This is a genomic window from Pseudothauera rhizosphaerae (assembly GCF_004801305.1).
Lineage (GTDB): Bacteria > Pseudomonadota > Gammaproteobacteria > Burkholderiales > Rhodocyclaceae > Pseudothauera > Pseudothauera rhizosphaerae.
Genome location: NZ_SSOD01000005.1, coordinates 95,277 through 110,079, shown reverse-complemented (window position 1 = coordinate 110,079; position 14,803 = coordinate 95,277). Strand labels below are relative to the sequence as shown.

13 protein-coding genes are annotated in these 14,803 nt (G+C 68.2%); 5 read left to right on the top strand and 8 right to left on the bottom strand.

Features of this window, described 5'->3' with window-relative positions; genetic code table 11:
* Nucleotides 1–37: 37 nt before the first annotated feature.
* The 6 genes from uvrA to E6O51_RS07840 form a co-directional block, all read right to left on the bottom strand.
* Complete coding sequence (gene uvrA, locus E6O51_RS07865; RefSeq protein ID WP_136384430.1) at nt 38–5,698, bottom strand: excinuclease ABC subunit UvrA; 5,661 nt, start codon at nt 5,696–5,698, stop codon at nt 38–40.
* Nucleotides 5,699–5,774: 76 nt separating this feature from the next.
* A complete protein-coding gene (locus tag E6O51_RS07860) occupies nt 5,775–6,167 on the bottom strand; it encodes a hypothetical protein (RefSeq protein WP_136384429.1) in 393 nt (130 codons plus the stop codon).
* A 177-nt stretch (nt 6,168–6,344) separates the two neighbouring features.
* Complete coding sequence (efp, locus tag E6O51_RS07855; RefSeq protein ID WP_136384428.1) at nt 6,345–6,902, bottom strand: elongation factor P; 558 nt, start codon at nt 6,900–6,902, stop codon at nt 6,345–6,347.
* A 54-nt stretch (nt 6,903–6,956) separates the two neighbouring features.
* Nucleotides 6,957–8,144 carry an elongation factor P maturation arginine rhamnosyltransferase EarP gene (gene earP / locus E6O51_RS07850; protein ID WP_330997911.1) on the bottom strand — a complete coding sequence of 396 codons (1,188 nt, stop codon included), beginning with the start codon at nt 8,142–8,144 and terminating at the stop codon, nt 6,957–6,959.
* A gap of 231 nt (nt 8,145–8,375) precedes the next feature.
* The gene (locus tag E6O51_RS07845) at nt 8,376–9,131 is read right to left on the bottom strand and encodes a sulfite exporter TauE/SafE family protein (protein WP_136384427.1); all 756 of its coding nucleotides are present in this window, start codon (nt 9,129–9,131) and stop codon (nt 8,376–8,378) included.
* A complete protein-coding gene (locus E6O51_RS07840) occupies nt 9,131–9,844 on the bottom strand; it encodes a pseudouridine synthase (protein ID WP_136384426.1) in 714 nt (237 codons plus the stop codon). The genes E6O51_RS07845 and E6O51_RS07840 overlap by 1 nt, the downstream gene beginning before the upstream one ends.
* Nucleotides 9,845–9,897: 53 nt before the next feature.
* On the opposite strand from E6O51_RS07840, the gene E6O51_RS07835 reads away from it, so the two are divergent.
* The 3 genes from E6O51_RS07835 (at nt 9,898) to E6O51_RS07825 (ending at nt 11,650) form a co-directional block, all read left to right on the top strand.
* Nucleotides 9,898–10,365 carry an SRPBCC family protein gene (locus E6O51_RS07835; RefSeq protein ID WP_136384425.1) on the top strand — a complete coding sequence of 156 codons (468 nt, stop codon included), beginning with the start codon at nt 9,898–9,900 and terminating at the stop codon, nt 10,363–10,365.
* Between the two features lie 79 nt (nt 10,366–10,444).
* Nucleotides 10,445–11,380, top strand: a complete 936-nt coding sequence (locus E6O51_RS07830; protein WP_136384424.1) for a recombination-associated protein RdgC — start codon at nt 10,445–10,447, stop codon at nt 11,378–11,380.
* 60 nt (nt 11,381–11,440) lie between these two features.
* Nucleotides 11,441–11,650, top strand: a complete 210-nt coding sequence (locus tag E6O51_RS07825) for a BrnA antitoxin family protein (RefSeq protein ID WP_136384423.1) — start codon at nt 11,441–11,443, stop codon at nt 11,648–11,650.
* A 15-nt stretch (nt 11,651–11,665) separates the two neighbouring features.
* On the opposite strand, the gene E6O51_RS07820 is transcribed toward E6O51_RS07825, so the two are convergent.
* Both E6O51_RS07820 and E6O51_RS07815 read right to left on the bottom strand, forming a co-directional pair.
* Complete coding sequence (locus tag E6O51_RS07820; RefSeq protein WP_136384422.1) at nt 11,666–12,184, bottom strand: retropepsin-like aspartic protease family protein; 519 nt, start codon at nt 12,182–12,184, stop codon at nt 11,666–11,668.
* Nucleotides 12,185–12,398: 214 nt separating this feature from the next.
* Nucleotides 12,399–14,027 (bottom strand): peptide chain release factor 3, encoded by a 1,629-nt coding sequence (locus E6O51_RS07815; protein ID WP_136384421.1) that lies wholly within the window; start codon nt 14,025–14,027, stop codon nt 12,399–12,401.
* Nucleotides 14,028–14,186: 159 nt separating this feature from the next.
* Here E6O51_RS07815 and E6O51_RS07810 point away from each other — a divergent pair, with 159 nt between their 5' ends.
* A complete protein-coding gene (locus E6O51_RS07810) occupies nt 14,187–14,477 on the top strand; it encodes a CopG family ribbon-helix-helix protein (protein WP_136384420.1) in 291 nt (96 codons plus the stop codon).
* Nucleotides 14,474–14,770, top strand: a complete 297-nt coding sequence (locus E6O51_RS07805) for a type II toxin-antitoxin system RelE/ParE family toxin (protein WP_136384419.1) — start codon at nt 14,474–14,476, stop codon at nt 14,768–14,770. The genes E6O51_RS07810 and E6O51_RS07805 overlap by 4 nt, the downstream gene beginning before the upstream one ends.
* Nucleotides 14,771–14,803 lie beyond the last annotated feature (33 nt).

Here is a 14,803-nt window from a genome sequence, read left to right as displayed (position 1 = left end):
TCCTGTTGTTGCAATGCAGTAATGCGTTGTGGATCGCTCAAGAGGCGTCCGGGTTCCCCGCGCGGGCGGCGAGGAATTCACGCAGATGGCGCCCGGTATGGGAATCGGCGGCGGCGATCGCCTCCGGCGGTCCCGCGGCCACCACGCGGCCGCCGCCCTCGCCGCCTTCCGGGCCCAGGTCCACGATCCAGTCGGCCTCGGCCATCAGGTCCAGGTCGTGCTCGATGACCAGCACCGTGTGGCCGGCGTCCGCCAGGCGCTGCAGCACGTGGATGAGCTTTTCCACGTCGGCCATGTGCAGGCCCACGGTGGGTTCGTCGAGCACGTACAGGGTGTGCTTTTCGGCCGGCAGCGGACGTCCGCCCGTACTGGCGGACTCCCCCGCCCGGCCGCGCACCTTGGCCAGTTCGGTGACCAGCTTGATGCGCTGCGCCTCCCCGCCCGAGAGCGTCGGGCTGGGCTGGCCCAGGGTCAGGTAGCCCAGGCCCACGTCCTGCAGCAGTTGCAGCGGATGGGCGATGGAGGGGTGGGCGGCGAAGAAGTCCACCGCCTCCTCCACCGGCATCGCCAGCACCTCGGCCACGGTCTTCTCCCGCCAGCGCACGGCCAGCGTCTCCGGGTTGAAGCGGGCGCCGCCGCACACCTCGCAGGGCGTCTTCACGTCGGGCAGGAAGTTCATCTCCACGGTGATCTGGCCCTGCCCCTCGCAGGCCGGGCAGCGTCCGGCGCCGGTGTTGAAGGAGAAGCGGGAGGCATTCCAGCCCCGCGTGCGAGCGTCGAAGGTATCGGCGAAGAGCTTGCGGATGGCGTCCCAGAAGCCCACGTAGGTGGCCGGGCAGGAGCGCGGCGTCTTGCCGATGGGGGTCTGGTCCACCTCCAGCACGCGGCCCACCTGCTGCCAGCCGCGCAGTTCGCGGCAGCCGGTGGGATAACCCGTGACCGTTCGGCCTGAGCTTGTCGAAGGCCGTTTCGCCGGCTGGGAATGCGCTTCGACAGGCTCAGCGCGAACGGTATTGGCGGCCCCGCGTGTCTTCCCCCGGCCCGCCGGCCCGGCCTCGCCCAGCAGGCGCACCAGGTTGGCATGCACCACGTCCCGCGCCAGCGTGGACTTGCCCGAGCCGGACACGCCGGTGACCACCGTCAGGCGGCCCAGGGGCAGGCGCACGTCGATGTCGCGCAGGTTGTGCAGGGACGCGCCCGCCACCTCGATGCCGGGATGGCCGGCGGGCACCTCCCGGCGGCGGCCCATGGGATGCGCCAGCGGTTCGCGCAGGTAGCGGCCGGTGGCCGATTCGGGGGCGGCCATCAGCTCGGCCAGCCCGCCCTCGGCCACCACACGGCCGCCGCGCACGCCGGCACCGGGACCGAGGTCGATGACGTGGTCGGCGCGGCGGATGGTGTCCTCGTCGTGCTCCACTACCAGCAGGGTGTTGCCCCGGTCGCGCAGGGCCTCCAGGGTGTCGAGCAGCATGCGGTTGTCGCGGGGGTGCAGGCCGATGGTGGGCTCGTCCAGGATGTAGCACACGCCGCGCAGGTTGGAGCCGAGCTGGGCGGCCAGGCGGATGCGCTGCGCCTCGCCGCCCGAGAGCGTGGGCGCGGCCCGGTCCAGGGCCAGGTAGCCGAGCCCGACCTGGCGCAGGAAGTCCAGGCGGGCGCGGATTTCGCTGACCAGGTCGCGGGCGATGTCCACCTCGCGCCCGCTCAGGGCAAGTTCGCCGAAGAAGCCGGCCGCGCCATCCACCGACAGGGCGGCGAGCTGGTGCAGGCCGCGCTCGCGGAAGCGCACCGCCCGCGCCACCGGGTTCAGGCGCGCGCCCTGGCAGGCCGGGCAGGGTTCGTCGGTGGCGGCGTCAACCTCATTTTTCAGCACTCCCAAATCCAGCGCATCCGGGTCGTCCACCCTGCCGGCCAGCTTCAGCCCGGTGCCGTAGCAACTCGGGCACCAGCCATGCCTGGCGTTGTAGGAGAACAGGCGCGGGTCCGGCTCGGGGAAGCTGGTGCCGCAGGAGGGGCAGGCGCGCAACGTCGAAAAGGTCACCGGCGCGGCGCCCACCTTGCCCAGTTCCAGCACCTTGAGCACGCCCTTGCCGTGCTCCAGCGCCTCGGCGAGCTGACTGCGCAGCACAGCTTCCTGGGTGGTGCCGACCAGCACGATGCCCACCGGCAGGTCGATGTCGTGTTCCTTGTAGCGGTCCAGGCGCGGCCACCGGGCAGTGGCGAGATATTCGCCATCCACGCGCAACTGCTCATGGCCCTTGCCCTTGGCCCAGCGCGCGAGCTCCGTGTACAGGCCCTTGCGGTTGACCACCAGCGGCGCCAGCAGCTCCACCGAGCGGCCGTCGAAGTCGCGCAGGATCTGCGCGGCGATGGCGTCGAAGCTCTGCGGCGTCACCGGCACGCCGCAGTCGGGGCAGTACTGGGTGCCGAGCTTGGTGTACAGCAGGCGCAGGAAGGGGTGGATTTCCGTGAGCGTCGCCACCGTGCTCTTGCGCCCGCCGCGGCTGGTGCGCTGCTCGATGGCCACCGTGGGCGGGATGCCGAACAGGCCGTCCACGTCCGGCCGGCTGGAGGGCTGGACGAACTGGCGGGCGTAGGCGTTGAGGGATTCCAGGTAGCGGCGCTGGCCCTCGCCGAACACGATGTCGAAGGCCAGCGTGGACTTGCCCGAGCCGGACAGGCCGGTGACCACGGTGAAGCGGTCGCGGGGGATCGTCAGGCTGATGTTCTTCAGGTTGTGCTCGCGGGCGTGGCGGATGTCGATGACGGGGGCGGCGACGGGACGGTAGATGGCGCGGGGTTCGTTTGCCTGCCGGGTGATCGCGGGCAAGCCCGCTCCTACCGCGATCTCGCCGATCGCCCCGGCGTAGTCGCGCAGTGCGGCCGCGGTGTGGGACTCGGGATGCTCCCGCACCACGTCCGGCGGGCCTTCGGCAACGACGTGGCCGCCGTCCTCGCCGCCTTCCGGGCCCAGGTCGATGAGCCAGTCGGCGGCGGCGATCACGTCCAGGTTGTGCTCGATGACCACCAGGGAGTGGCCCGCGTCCAGCAGGGTGTTGAAGGCGCCGAGCAGGGTGGCCACGTCCTCGAAGTGAAGGCCGGTGGTGGGTTCGTCGAACAGGAACAGCAGGCCGGGGCTACCCGCACCGGTGCGCTTGGCGCCCTTCTTCTGCGCGGCCTGGGCCAGGTGGCCGGCAAGTTTGAGGCGCTGCGCCTCGCCGCCGGACAGCGTGGGCACCGGCTGGCCCAGGCGCAGGTAGTCCAGGCCCACTTCCACCAGCGGTGCCAGCGCGGCATGCACCTTGGGCTGGCCGGCGAAGAAGTCCAGCGCCTCACGCACGGTGAGTTCCAGCACATCGGCCACCGACTTGCCCCGCCACTGCAGTTCCAGCACCTGGGGACGGTAGCGTTTGCCATCGCAGTCCGGGCAGCGCAGCCACACGTCGGAGAGGAACTGCATCTCCACGTGCTCGAAGCCGGAGCCGGTGCAGGTGGGGCAGCGCCCGTTGCCGGAGTTGAAGCTGAAGGTGCCGGGGGAATAGCCCCGCTGCTTGGCTTCCGGGAGCGCGGCGAACAGGTTGCGGATGGAATCCCAGGCGCCGACGTAGCTCACCGGGTTGGAGCGCGAGCTCTTGCCGATGGGAGACTGGTCCACCAGGACCACGCCCGCCAGCTCTTGCAGCCCGACCAGGGCATCGTGGGCGCCGGGCGCCTCGGTGCCCTCGCCGAAGTGCTTGGCGAGCGCGGGATACAGCACGTCCTGGATCAGCGTGGACTTGCCCGAACCGGAGACGCCGGTCAGGCACACCAGGCGCTGCAGCGGGAAGGCGACGTCGATGCCGGCCAGGTTGTGTTCCCGCGCGCCCCGCAGCACGAGGCGCGGCGTGCCTTCATCCACCGGGCGCGGGCTGCGCCCGCCGGCGATGTGCTTGCGTCCGGCCAGCCACGGCCCGGTGACCGACGCGGGATCGGCGGCGATCTCGGCCGGCGTGCCGCGGGCGACGATGTTGCCGCCGCGCTCGCCGGGGCCGGGGCCGATCTCCAGCAGTTCGTCGGCAGCCAGCATGACCTGCGGATCGTGCTCCACCACCACCAGGGTGTTGCCCGCGTCCCGCAGCCGGGTCATCACCCCGAGGATGCGGCCGATGTCCCGCGGATGCAGGCCGATGGAGGGTTCGTCGAGCACGAACAGGGTGTTGACCAGCGAAGTGCCCAGGGCGGTGGTGAGGTTGATGCGCTGCACCTCGCCGCCGGAGAGCGTGCGCGACTGGCGGTCCAACGTGAGGTAGCCCAGGCCCACGTCGGCCAGATACCGCAGCCGGCTGCGGATTTCGTCGAGCACCAGTTCGGTGGCTTCATCGGCGCCGGTGCGCACGGCATGGCCGGGCTGGGCGAGCTGTTCGACCGCGGTGCGCACTCGGTCTATGGGCAGCGCGAACAGCTCGTGGATCGCCAGCCCCCTGCCCCCGCCCATGGGCAGGCGCCACAGCAGGGCCTCGGGTTTCAGGCGCGCACCGTGGCAGGCCGGGCACTCGGTGTAGCTGCGGTAGCGCGACAGCAGCACCCGGATGTGCATCTTGTAGGCCTTGCTCTCCAGCCAGTCGAAGAAGTGGCGCACGCCGTACCAAAGGCGCGGCCAGGAGCTGTCCCAGTTCTTCCACTTGGGGTCGCCTTCCAGCACCCACCGGCGATGCTCTTCCGGCAGGTCGCGGAAGGGCACGTCCATGGCCACGCCGTACTTCTTCGCCATCTTCGCCAGGTCGTCCTGGCATTCGCGGAAGGAGGCGGTCTGCCAGGGTTTCACCACGCCTCCGGCCAGCGTTTTGGATTCGTCCGGGATCACCAGGCTGAAATCCACCCCGATGACGCGGCCGAAGCCGCGGCAGGTGTCGCAGGCGCCGATGGGCGAGTTGAAGGAGAACAGGCCGGGCGTGGGCTCCGAGTAGTGGATGTCGCAGTCGGCGCAGTGCAGGTCGCCGGAATAGCGCCACACCTGTTCGCCGGCCTGGCCCAGGGCATGCACCGACAGCCGCCCCTGGCCGTGGCGCAGGGCGGTTTCCAAGGCTTCCACGAGACGGCTGCGCTCCGCGTTCGACGCCCGCAGGCGGTCCTGCACCACCAGCAGGGTGTCGTCCTGGCGGGCGTGGATGCGGGTGTAGCCCTGGTGTTCCAGCAGCGCGGTGATCTCGGCTTCGCCGTAGTTGGCCGGCACCGGGACCGGAAAGGCGATCACCAGGCGCGGGTCGCCGGCCGCGGCGGCGCGCTCGGTAATGCTGTCGGCGATGCTGTCCGGCATGTCCCGCGCCACCCGCGCGCCGCAGCCGCGGCAGTACAGGTGGGCAGCGCGAGCGTAGAGCAGCTTGAAGTGGTCGGCCAGCTCGGTCATGGTGCCGACCGTGGAGCGCGAGGTGCGCACCGGGTTGGTCTGGTCGATGGCGATGGCCGGCGGCACGCCCTCGATGCGGTCCACCCGCGGGCGGTCCTGGCGGTCCAGGAACTGGCGCGCGTAGGGGGAGAAGGTCTCCACGTAGCGGCGCTGGCCTTCGGCGTACAGGGTGTCGAACACCAGCGAGGACTTGCCCGAGCCGGACACCCCGGTGACCACCATCAGCCGGTTGAGGGGGATGTCGAGATCCAGGTGGCGCAGATTGTTCTGGCTGGCTCCGCGGATGCGGATCCGGTCGGGCGGCGGGGTGGGCATGTTGTGGCGGTCGACGCGTGGAGGGCAGGCGTCGGGATTATAGGCGGCCGCCCGCCGCCGTGGCCCGTGGGGAAACTTACTCGGCCGCCGTGGCCTCGGCTGCGCCCTCGCCGGCGTCCTTGCGCACCGACTGCACCGCGCCCAGACCGGCATCGCGCAGCTTCTGCGCCGCCTCGCGAGTGGCACCGAGGATGCGGCGCGCGGCTTCCTCGGTGGCTTCCTTGGCGTCACGCTCACGCACGCCGGCTTCGTCGTCGCCGCGCTGCGCTCCCGCGCCTGCCGGTTCCGCCTCGCTTTCGGCCTCGACCGCCGAGGGCTGCTCGGGCGGAATCATGCGTTCCACCACCGGCGCCGGCGGCTGGGTACCGACCGGAGCGGGAGCCGCCGCTTCGGGTTCCGGCGCATCGGCCGAGCAGGCTGCAAGACTGAGGACTAGGACGGCCGCGAGGCTCGTCGCGAAGGATTTCATCTTCGGCTCCCGGTCGGGATGGGGCGGACGCAACATTCCTGCAAAACTACCTGCTTCGAGCGCGAATTCAACACCGGCCATCCGCTATTTGCACCCTGTTGCGAAAAAACGCCGGCAGGCGCGGCACAAAAACGAAAGGCCCGCACTGCGGGCCCGGAGCGTCACGGCTCGAAACGCTTACTTCACGCGGTTCTTGTACTCGTCGGTACGGGTGTCGATCTCGATCTTGTCGCCGATCTCGACGAAGGCCGGCACCATCAGTTCGAAGCCGGTGCCGATCGTGGCCGGCTTGAGTACCTTGCCAGAGGTGTCGCCCTTGACCGCGGGCTCGGTGTAGGTCACTTCGCGCACCACGGAGTTGGGCAGTTCCACGGAGATGGCCTTGCCGTTGTAGAACACCACTTCGCACTGCAGGCCGTCTTCCAGGTACTTCAGCGCGTCGGTCATGTTCTCGGCCTCGACTTCGTACTGCTCGTAGTCGGCGTCCATGAACACGTACATGGGGTCGGCGAAGTAGGAGTAGGTGACTTCCTTCCGCTCGAGCACGACGATCTCGAACTTGTCGTCGGCCTTGTACACCGACTCGGCCGGCGCGCCGGTAAGGAGGTTCTTGAGCTTCATCTTGACGACCGCGGCGTTGCGGCCGGACTTGTTGTATTCGGCTTTCTGCACCACGAGCGGGTCGTTGCCGACCATGATGACGTTGCCGGAGCGAAGTTCCTGTGCGGTTTTCATGCTGTTCCCTGGAGTCTTTCAGCCGCGGCAGCGCCGCTGCAAACTATTAAAAACTCAGCATTTTACAGCCGGTTCGAGAAATTTCGCCAGTGCCTGCGCGAGGTCCGGCAGAGCTTCCAGTTCCGCACTCCATTCCCGTGCATGAGCGGCCAGGCGCGGCAGCGCGGCGGCGAACGCCGGCCAGCACGCCGCCGGGGTTTCCGGTGCGCCGCCTTCGGTTTCGGCGACCTCGTTCCAGGCACGCCAGAAACGACGCAAGGCAGCGGCCACGTCCGCGTCCAGACCAGCGGTGTAGCGCGCCATGAAAGCGTCCAGCTTGACGTGGTGGGCATCCTCCTGCTGACGGTAGATCTGCCACACCAGGGCGCGCGCGGCCCACTGGGCGCGCACGAAAGAATCCTCGCCGCGCACGAAGTTCAGGTCGCAGGCCCACAGCAGGCGGTCGTAGCCGTCCTGGTCGGTGAAGGGCAGCACCCGGATGTCCAGCGCGCCCCGTTGCAGGCCTTCGCCCGGCGCCAGGGCGCTGCGCCCGCAGGCGGTGGCCAGGGCATCGGCCATGCGCCCTTCCGGCACCAGCAGGCAGACCGGGCGCGGGCCGGCCGCCCAAGCGTCGAGCAGTCCGGCCAGTTGCCCGTGGCCGTAAGCGAACAGGGACACCACCAGCGCATCCGGCGCTGGCGCTACGCCCAGGGCGGCGAAGAGCGCGGCACGCGCCGCCGGATCGGCCTGGAAGGCACGGCGTGCATCCACCAGACCGCTTTCTTGCACCAGACCGCCCGTGCCCGGCACGAAGCCGGGAAAGAAGAAGCGCTTGGTCAGCGGCAGGCGCGGATGGGGCGAGGCCATGCCGTGGCAGCCGGCCACCCAGTCCTCCGCCGACAGGTATTCCAGATTCAGCCAGGCCGGTTTCGGCTCGCGGGCAGCCATGGCTTCCAGGTGGCGTGGCGGCACGTCGCAGGCGAAGGCCTCGATCACCAGGCGGGCGGGCACGGCGTCCGGAAACGGCTCCGTCCAGCGCCGCAGTTCCACGCCGGCCACGCACGCCCCGTCCGCCGCCGGCGGACACAGCCCGACCAGGGTGGCCCAGCCGTCCACCCACAGCCGGACGCCCAGCCCGCGCGTGGCCAGATCCCGCGCCAGGCGCCAGCACACGCCGATATCCCCGAGGTTATCCACAACCCGGCAGAAGATTTCGCAATCGGGGACGGCCGGACGGTCGGTGGCGAGCATGGCAGTGGACAAGTGGACGAACTCGATGGGGAAGGCTTGTGGGTAAAGGGCAGAACGGAAGCAGCGGGCGAATCGGTCTACATTTTCTCCACAGCCGTACGGCAGACTTGCCAAGCGTTTTTCAGGGGGCCGAATCCTTCTCCGGACAAGGCATGGAGGAACTTATCCACAGAAAGAGGGGCACTATTAGTATTTCTATTCTTTTAATAAAGAAACAAAAACAGAAAAACCATCCTTCTCCCTTCAACCGGCCAAGCCATCCCATACCAGCTTCAAACCGGTCAATAGCAGGGCGAGGTTGAGCAGGCGGTAGAACAGGTGGCCGTCCAGGCCCTTCAACACGCGCAGACCCAGCCAGTAACCGAAAGGGGCAGCGAGCGCCAGCACCAGACCGGTCTGCAGAGTCTGCGACGGAAACAGGCCGAGCAGGCCGTAGGGGACCCACTTGGCTGCGTTCACCGCGGCGAAGAACATGGCGCAGGTGCCGACGTAGATCACATGGTCGAGGCGCTTCGGGATCAGATACATGGAGATCGGCGGGCCGCCGGCGTGGGCGACGAAGCTGGTGAAGCCGGAGACCATGGCCCAGAAGCGGCCGGACCAGCGTTCCCGGCGCGACTCCGCAACCGGTTTGTGCGGTGTGCCGAGCCAGCGCTGCAGCACGAAGAGGATGGAAACGGTACCCAGGATGAGCTTGAGTCCCGCGGCATCGATGAGGCGGAACACCAGGGTGCCGAGCAGGATGCCGGCCAGTCCGGCGGGCAGCATGAGTTTCAGCAGGGCGGCATCGAAACGCTGGCGGAAGACCACCAGGCCGATGGCGTCCATGACCAGCAGGGAGGGCAGCATCAGCGCGGCGGCGTGGGCGGGCGAGGTGACCAGGGCCATCAGCGGCACCGCCAGCACGCCGAATCCGCCGCCGAACCCGGCCTTGGAGATGCCGAACAGGGTGATCGCCGCCCAGGCGACGGCCAGCAGCAGCGGGTCGGCAGCCTCCATCACGGGGTGGGAAAGTCGGCCAGGCGGACGAGATCGGCCTCGTCCAGCCAGCGCCATTCGCCGGGCGCCAGTTCAGCCGGCAGGTCAAAGCCGCCCACCCGGCTGCGGTGCAGGCGTTCCACGTGGTTGCCGGCCGCGGCCACCATGCGCTTGACCTGGTGGTATTTGCCTTCGGTGACGGTGAGGCGCAGCGCCCGTTCGCCGGTCCGCCCGCAGGCCACGGCGGCGACCGGCGCCGGTTCGTCGTGCAGGTGCACGCCAGCGAGCAGGGCCGCGATCTGGGTGTCGGTGACCGGTTCGGCGGTGGCGACTTCGTAGACCTTGGGTACGCGCTTCTTGCCCGAGCTCCAGTAGTGGATGAACTGGCCGTCGTCGGAGAGCAGCAGCAGGCCGGTGCTGTCCTGGTCCAGCCGGCCCACGCACTGCACGCCACGCCCCACCAGCGGCGCGGGCAGCAGGGCGAACACGCTGGGGTGGAACTGGGGCTGGTGGGAACATTCGTGGTTGGCCGGCTTGTGCAGCACCAGGTAGGCGTTCTCCCGGTATTGCCAGTCTTCGCCGTCTACCGAAAAGGTGCAGTTCTCGGGGCTGATTTCGGCGAACGGGTTGTCTTCGGGGTTGCCGTCGAAGGCAACCAGTCCGGCGCGGATCAGGGCGCGGCATTCCTTGCGCGAACCGAAGCCCTGGGATTGGAGGAGGCGTTCGAGTTTCATGGGCCGATCTTATACGGGGTAAACTGTCGCTCCAAAAGAGATGGAGCACGTGGGTGAAGTTCGAGCATCTGGTCCAGGTCAATGACCTCGCCGATCCGGCGCAGGCCAACCTGACGCGGGAGGAGGTGTGGTTCGGCCTGCTGTGCCGGGCCGAGGATCCCCGGCCCTTTCTGCCCGGCCTGGACCGCTGCGTGATCGTCGAACGCAGCGAAGGCGCGCTGGCGCGCGAGTTGCACTTCGGCGGGGCGGTGGTCGAGGACAAGGTGACTTTCGCCGAACTGGACTGGATGCGTTTCGAGTCCGCCGCCACAGCGGAACATGCCGGCGGCAGCCTGACCATCAGGATCGAGGAACCCGAGCCCGGCGAGGTCTTCCTGCGCTTCCAGTACGCCACCACGCTGGCGGAAGGTGCCGGGCAGGACGTGCAGGTGGCCGGGTACGTGCGTTCTGCCTACCACGAGTCCGATCTGGACACGCTGCGGGTGATCCGCATGATCGCCGAGTCCTGCCGGCTGCAGTAAGCAGGTTTTCCCTTTCACCCCCGCTGCGGTGGTGCGCCGCGCGGGTTTCGTTTTTTTCAGCATCAGGAATCGACCGAACATGTGGTTCAAGAACCTGCAGATCTACCGCCTCCCCGCCCCGTGGAACATCACCGCGGACACCCTCGACGAACAGCTCGCCCGCCGGCGCTTCGCGCCTTGCGGCAGCCAGGACCCGGAGTCCCGCGGCTGGGTCTCGCCCACCGGTGACGACCGGCTGGTGCATGCCGTGGGCGGCCAGTGGCTCATCAGTCTGGGCGTGGAGCAGCGTCTGCTGCCGCCCTCGGTGGTGCGCCAGGTGGCCGACGAACGCGCCGAGGAAATCGCCGCCCAGCAGGGCTACAAGCCGGGCCGCAAGCAGATGAAGGAACTGCGCGAGCAGGTGCAGCAGGAGCTGATGCCCCGGGCCTTCACGCGTCGCCGCAAGATGTACGCCTGGATCGACCCGGAGGGCGGCTGGCTGGGCATCGACGCCCCCAGCCAGACCCGCGCCGAAGACCTGCTGGAAGTGCTGCGCCAGACCCTGGACAGCCTGCCGCTGGCGCTGGTGCGCACCGAGCGCAGCCCGGTGGCGGCCATGGCCGACTGGCTGGCTGGCGGCGAGGCGGCGGGCAACTTCACCATCGACCAGGATTGCGAACTGCGCTCCGTGGCCGACGAGAAGGCCGCCGTGCGCTACGTGCGCCACGCCCTGGACGGCGAGGATGTACGCGCCCACCTGGCGGCCGGCAAGCTGCCCACGCGCCTCGCGCTGACCTTCGACGACCGGGTGAGCTTCGTGCTGACCGAGAAGACCGAGATCAAGCGCCTGGACTTCCTGGATGTGGTCAAGGAGCAGCTCGATGACAAGGACACCGACGCCCAGGTGCTGTTCGATGCCGGCTTCGCGCTGATGACCGGCGAACTGCGCCAGTTGCTGCCGGCGCTGGTGGAGGTGCTGGGCGGAGAGCTGAAGGCGGCGGAAGCGTCGGCGTCGGCGGGCGATCGGCCCTTCTGAGCATCTCCGCCCGAAAGGCGACGACCAGCGAGATGAAGTCCTACCCGTAAAGGTGCCCCCATGCGTGAGGAATACGATTTCTCCAAGGCCAGGAAGAATCCCTACGCTTCCCAGTTGAAAAAGCAGGTGACGATCCGTCTGGACGAAGAATCCATCGACTACTTCAAGTCTCTTTCCGAAGAGGTCGGTATCCCCTACCAAAGCCTCATCAACCTGTACCTGCGCGACTGCGCCGCCTCGCACCGCAAATTGGACCTGAGCTGGAAATAGCCTCGGGGGCGGTGATCAGCCGCCGTTCGCGCGCAGGATCAGCGTGTCGCCGCGCTGGGTGAATTCCAGGTGTTTGAGTACGCTCATGCCCAGCAGTACCTGATTGTCGCCAATGCCCGGATTGAGGTGGGCGCGCACGTCGCGCACCAGGAAGGGACCGAGGGCGAGTTCGGCGATCGCGGTGCCGCGCACGGTGACCGGGCCATTGGCGGTCATGACCTGGGCCGGGGCGCCGGGAGACAGGCCGAGTGCCGGGCCGAGGTGGGCCGGCACCGAGACCTGGGTGGCGCCGGTGTCGAGCAGGAAAACCACCGGCCGGCCGTTGATGGTGCCGGGTGCCACGTAGTGGCCCAGGCGGTTGCGCTGCAGCACCAGTTCGCCGCCGCTGCCGGGTGTTACCACCAAGTCGCGGTTGGGGTTGTAGCGGCGTTCGAGCTGGTCGCTGAAGACCATCCACAGCACGCCCAGCAGGGCCAGCGCGCCCAGCCAGGTCATGACCCGGCCGAGGCCGCGGGTAGTGTCAGTGACGCTCATTGTGCGTACTCGTTGGTTCGATCAAGCGTTTCGCCCCTGGGGGGCACCCCCTCTCCCCCAACCCCTCTCCCACGAGGGGAGAGGGGAGTTTCGCTTCCGAAACGTTCGTCCGGGCACCGGTTTTCTCCCTCTCCCCTCGTGGGAGAGGGCCGGGGAGAGGGGGCGCAGCCGCCGAAAGAACCATAGGCTGGCCGACGGCCGTACTGCACAGCCCTCAGGCCAGCACCTGCCCGTGTTCGCGGGTGGCGTGGAAGGCCACCTTGGGCCACTTTTCCATGGTCACCTCCAGGTTGTAGCGGGTGCTGGCCAGATACACCGGGTTGCCGTCCACGTCCTTGCCCAGGCGCATGACCTGCTCGCGCTCGAAATTGCGCCGCGTGACCTCGTCCGGGAAGGTGAGCCAGCGCGCGGTGTGGATGTCGGCCGGTTCGAAGATGGCGTCCACCTTGTATTCGTCCTTCAGACGCTGGGCGACGACCTCGAACTGCAGCACGCCCACGGCGCCCAGCAGCATGTTGCCGCCTTCCAGCTCGAAGACCTGGATGGCGCCCTCCTCACCCAGTTCCTGCAGGCCCTTCTGCAACTGCTTGGACTTGAGCGGGTCCCGCAGGCGGGCGGCGCGGAAGAGTTCGGGGGAAAAGTAGGGGATGCCCTTGAAGCCCAGGGCTTCGCCTTCGGTCAGGGTGTCGCCGATCTGCAGTTGGCCGTGGTTGTGGATGCCGATGATGTCGCCGGCTACGCCGTCGTCCTTCAATACCCGTTCATTCGCCATGAAGGTGAGCGCATTGGCGAGCTTCATCTCTCGCCCGGCGCGCACGTGTTTCACCTTCATCCCCGACTGATACCGCCCCGAGCAGATGCGGAAGAAGGCGATGCGGTCGCGGTGCTTGGGGTCCATGTTGGCCTGGATCTTGAACACGAAGCCGGAGAATTTCTCTTCGGCCGGCTGCACCATGCGGGTGGCTTCCGTGTCCGTGCCCGCGACGCGGGGCTGGGGTGGCGGCGCCCAGTCGATCAGGGCCTGCAGGATTTCCTGCACGCCGAAGTTGTTGATCCCGGAGCCGAAGAACACCGGGGTCTGCTTGCCGGCGAGGAATTCACCGAGCATGAAGGGGTTGGAGGCGCCCTGGATCAGCTCCACGTCCTCGCGCAACTGGCCGATTTCCATCGGGAACAGCTCGTCGAGCTGGGCGTTGGCAATGCCCTTGATCATCTCCGCCTCGGTGCGCTTCTCCTCGCCCGCGGTGAAGCGCAGCACGCGGTCTTCCAGCAGGTGGTACACGCCGCGGAAGGCCTTGCCCATGCCCACCGGCCAGGTCACCGGCGCGCACTGGATCTTCAGCACGTCCTCGATCTCGGCGAGCAGGTCGAAGGGCTCGCGCACTTCCCGGTCCAGCTTGTTGATGAAGGTGATGATGGGGGTGTCGCGCAGGCGGCACACGTCCAGCAGCTTGATGGTCTGCGCTTCCACGCCCTTGGCCGCGTCGATCACCATGACCGCCGCGTCCACCGCGGTGAGCACGCGGTAGGTGTCCTCGGAGAAGTCCTCGTGGCCCGGGGTGTCCAGCAGGTTGATGGTGTGCCCGGCGTAGTCGAACTGCATCACCGAGCTGGTCACCGAGATGCCGCGCTGCTTTTCCACCTCCATCCAGTCGGAGGTGGCATGGCGCGCGCTCTTTCTGGCCTTGACGGTGCCGGCGAGCTGGATCGCGCCGCCGAACAGCAGCAGCTTTTCGGTGAGCGTGGTCTTGCCGGCGTCGGGGTGGGAGATGATGGCGAAGGTGCGGCGGCGGGCCACGTCGCGCATCAGCTCGGGCGGATAGGGAGCGGAAATGTCAGTCATCGAAGGAAGAGCGGGTAGAAGCGCGCAAGCGCCCACCACAGGCGGGAAAGCCGCGATTCTATCAGGTCATCCCGCCGTCCCTGGACGGTCAGCCGGAGTCATGACGAGTTCGGTGATGTGCTACTCTGTACTGACCATGCAACACATGAGGGCAAAACCATGGGCGAGGCAACCTTTACCTTCCGGGTCGATGAGGCCCTGAAAAACGAGTTCGCCGTGGCTGCGAAGGCCCGCGACCGCACCGGCGCGCAACTTCTGCGCGACTTCATGCGGGACTTCGTGCGGCAACAGCAGGAAGCGGCCGAACATGACGCCTGGTTCCGCCGCCAAGTGCAAGCCGGCTTGCACTCGGCAAATGCCGGCGACCTGGTGCCGGCCGAGGAAGTGGAAGCTGAAGCCGCCGCTTGGCGATCTGAAACGCGGCGCATGATGGGTGGCCCAGCATCGTGAAATTGGTCTGGACGCGCCTGGCTGCCGCCGACCGGCGGGAGATTCGTGCCTACATTGCGCAGGACAACCCAGCCGCCGCGTTGGCCCTCGATGAGTTGTTTGCGGAGAAGGCCGGCCGCCTGGCCGATCATCCCGGCCTCGGCCGGCCTGGCCGTGTCGCCGGCACCCGCGAACTGGTGGCGCACCAGAATTACATCCTGGTCTATGACATGGCCGGCGACTTGGTGCGCGTGCTGCGCGTGCTGCATGCGGCTAGGCAATGGCCGCCACGGAAGTCTGAAGAGACAAGCTGACTCTTGCCAGCCTCAACCGGCGCAAAGCGCGGG

Excerpts from the sequence above, each read along its gene's own strand:
- E6O51_RS07840 (WP_136384426.1), bottom strand. The coding sequence starts at position 9,844 with ATGAAACTCGAACGCCTCCTCCAATCCCAGGGCTTCGGTTCGCGCAAG.
- efp (WP_136384428.1), bottom strand. The coding sequence starts at position 6,902 with ATGAAAACCGCACAGGAACTTCGCTCCGGCAACGTCATCATGGTCGGC.
- E6O51_RS07860 (WP_136384429.1), bottom strand. The coding sequence starts at position 6,167 with ATGAAATCCTTCGCGACGAGCCTCGCGGCCGTCCTAGTCCTCAGTCTT.
- uvrA (WP_136384430.1), bottom strand. The coding sequence starts at position 5,698 with ATGCCCACCCCGCCGCCCGACCGGATCCGCATCCGCGGAGCCAGCCAG.
- E6O51_RS07845 (WP_136384427.1), bottom strand. The coding sequence starts at position 9,131 with ATGGAGGCTGCCGACCCGCTGCTGCTGGCCGTCGCCTGGGCGGCGATC.
- E6O51_RS07820 (WP_136384422.1), bottom strand. The coding sequence starts at position 12,184 with ATGAGCGTCACTGACACTACCCGCGGCCTCGGCCGGGTCATGACCTGG.
- E6O51_RS07810 (WP_136384420.1), top strand. The coding sequence starts at position 14,187 with ATGGGCGAGGCAACCTTTACCTTCCGGGTCGATGAGGCCCTGAAAAAC.
- E6O51_RS07825 (WP_136384423.1), top strand. The coding sequence starts at position 11,441 with ATGCGTGAGGAATACGATTTCTCCAAGGCCAGGAAGAATCCCTACGCT.
- E6O51_RS07815 (WP_136384421.1), bottom strand. The coding sequence starts at position 14,027 with ATGACTGACATTTCCGCTCCCTATCCGCCCGAGCTGATGCGCGACGTG.
- E6O51_RS07830 (WP_136384424.1), top strand. The coding sequence starts at position 10,445 with ATGTGGTTCAAGAACCTGCAGATCTACCGCCTCCCCGCCCCGTGGAAC.